Raw genomic sequence first — 2465 nt, 5'->3', positions numbered from 1 at the left:
CAAGGCTTCCTCCTAAAAGAAAGCCTTGAATCACGTTCCGTCTGATTTGAGAATCCCAAGAGTCCACACAGCCTAGCGCACGTTGGCGAGGCGCATGTCGAGATAGCCGGTCACCGTTTCCATCAACGGCTCGAGCTTGCCGTCGAAGAAGTGGTTGGCGCCGGGGATGATCTGCTGATCGATCACGATGCCCTTCTGTGTCTTCAATTTCTCGACCAGCGTGTTGACGTCCTTGGGCGGCACCACGGCGTCCTTGTCGCCATGCACGATCAGCCCGGAGGACGGGCAGGGCGCCAGGAACGAGAAGTCATAGAGATTGGCCGGCGGCGCGATCGAGATGAATCCCTCGACCTCGGGCCGGCGCATCAGGAGCTGCATGCCGATCCAGGCGCCGAACGAAAAGCCCGCGACCCAGCAGGCACGTGCCTCGGGATTGATGCTCTGCGCCCAGTCGAGCGCGGAGGCCGCGTCCGACAATTCGCCGGTGCCGTGGTCGAACGAGCCCTGGCTGCGACCGACCCCACGGAAGTTGAAACGCAGCACCGAGAAGCCGCGATGCGCAAAGGCATAGTAGCACTGGTAGACGATCTGGTGATTCATCGTGCCGTGAAACTGCGGGTGCGGATGCAGGATCATGGCGATCGGCGCGTTCTTCTGCTTGGCCGGGTGGTAGCGGCCTTCGAGACGGCCCGCCGGGCCGTTGAAAATAACTTCAGGCATCAGTGATCCCTTGAGTGATCCTACGCTTGACCCTTGGTTGGCGCTGAGCAATCAACCGAGTTGTGCTGACTTCATCGGCCCCCGGCAGATAAAGTGGCTGGATTTACCGTGAACGGCGCCGTCAGGCGGCTTCCCGCGAACGAACGACGCCTCGGTTGGTTTTGAGGCCCGCGTTCTAGCATGAGGCGAGGGGCAAAAAGCAAGCATATTGAACAACGCCAAGCGTGTTCAATGCGTTAGCTGGTGATTGCGGGCGGCGCGGCAATCACCAACTGGCCTAGGGATTCGAGCGAAGATTGCAGGCAAGGATTCGTAAGAAATTCTGAGGTATTATAATACTCCATGACGAATCGCGTCTATCTCGACTGGAATGCGACCACGCCGCTTCGCCCCGAGGCGAAGGCGGCGATGGCGGTGGCATGGGAGCTGTGCGGCAATCCGTCCTCGGTGCATGCCGAGGGGCGACAGGCACGTCGGCTGGTCGAGGACGCCAGGAGCGCGATCGCCGCGGCGGTGGGCGCTAAGGCGCAGGACGTGGTGTTTGCCTCAGGCGGCACGGAAGCGAATGTGCTGGCATTGACGCCTGGGGTGCGACGTAGCGGTAGTGCTCCCGTCCAGCGGCTCCTGGTGTCTGCGATCGAGCATGCCTCGGTGCTATCAGGCGGGCGCTTTGCGGCTGAAGCGATCGAGACCGTGGCTGTGACATCGTCAGGCGTGCTGGACCTCGATAACCTCCGTAGCAAGCTGGCCGATGGCCCGCCCGCATTGGTGTCGGTGATGCTGGCCAACAACGAGACCGGCGCGCTGCAGCCGGTCGAAAAGGCGGCCGAGATCGTTCATGCGGCCGGCGGACTGCTCCACGTCGATGCGATCCAGGCCTTCGGGAAAATTCCCTTCGCTCTCGAATCATTGCAGGCGGATCTGGTGACGCTGTCCGCGCACAAAGTCGGCGGCCCCAAGGGCGTCGGGGCCGTGGTCCTGGCGGAGGGAGTGGAGAGGCTCGAACCCCTGTTGCGCGGCGGCGGCCAGGAACTCGGGCGCCGCGCCGGTACCGAGAACGTCGCCGGCATCTCGGCCTTTGGCGCGGCTGCCAAGGCCACGATGGCGGGCCTCGAGACCGACACAGTCCGGCTGCGGGCCCTGAGGGACCGACTTGAGGCTGGCCTGAGAGAAGTAAGTGGTATTATTGTATTCTCGGACGGCGTGCCGAGGCTGCCCAATACCACGCTATTCACCGTTCCAGGTTTGAAGGCGGAAACCGCCGTGATCGGCTTCGATCTCGCCGGAATTGCAGTATCCTCAGGTTCCGCCTGTTCCTCGGGAAAGGTCCAGCCGTCACATGTGCTGGGCGCGATGGGGTTCCGGCCGGACCTCGCCCAGGGAGCAGTGCGACTTAGTCTTGGCTGGTCTACATCCACCACAGACATAGATTTGGCCGTAAAGGCTTGGCTAAAGCTCGCCGATACCTTACTTAGAGTGGGACGAAACACAGCTTGAACGGTTCTAAGCGGGTTTTTCGTCCACTAAGCAACCGTACCACTCTTTAGAACTGATCCACCGCGGTCCTTGAAACCGCGAGCGGAGGATTGAATGCCTGCTGTACAGGAGACGGTCGACCGTGTCCGACGGATCGACGTCGATCAGTATCGATATGGGTTCGAGACGCTGATCGAATCCGAAAAGGCCCCCAAGGGGCTCTCGGAAGATATCGTCCGCTTCATCTCAGAGAAAAAGAACGAGCCGGC

The 2465-nt window shown here is 61.4% G+C and carries 2 protein-coding genes and 1 pseudogene; 2 read left to right on the top strand and 1 reads right to left on the bottom strand.

The window, feature by feature from the left end:
* Positions 1–72 precede the first annotated feature (72 nt).
* Positions 73–720: an alpha/beta hydrolase gene (locus AC5ZGW_RS45800; RefSeq protein WP_028169230.1), complete on the bottom strand. Its 648-nt coding sequence runs from the start codon at positions 718–720 to the stop codon at positions 73–75.
* 342 nt (positions 721–1062) lie between these two features.
* Here AC5ZGW_RS45800 and AC5ZGW_RS45795 point away from each other — a divergent pair, with 342 nt between their 5' ends.
* Together AC5ZGW_RS45795 and AC5ZGW_RS45790 are read left to right on the top strand one after the other, a co-directional pair.
* Positions 1063–2217, top strand: coding sequence for a cysteine desulfurase family protein (locus AC5ZGW_RS45795; protein WP_130231840.1), 1155 nt, complete (start codon positions 1063–1065; stop codon positions 2215–2217).
* 93 nt (positions 2218–2310) lie between these two features.
* Positions 2311–2465 (top strand): annotated as a pseudogene (locus AC5ZGW_RS45790) (Fe-S cluster assembly protein SufB); the annotation flags it as partial.

It is taken from the genome of Bradyrhizobium sp. Crot121 (assembly GCF_059512385.1).
This window is presented reverse-complemented; position numbering and strand designations above follow the sequence as displayed.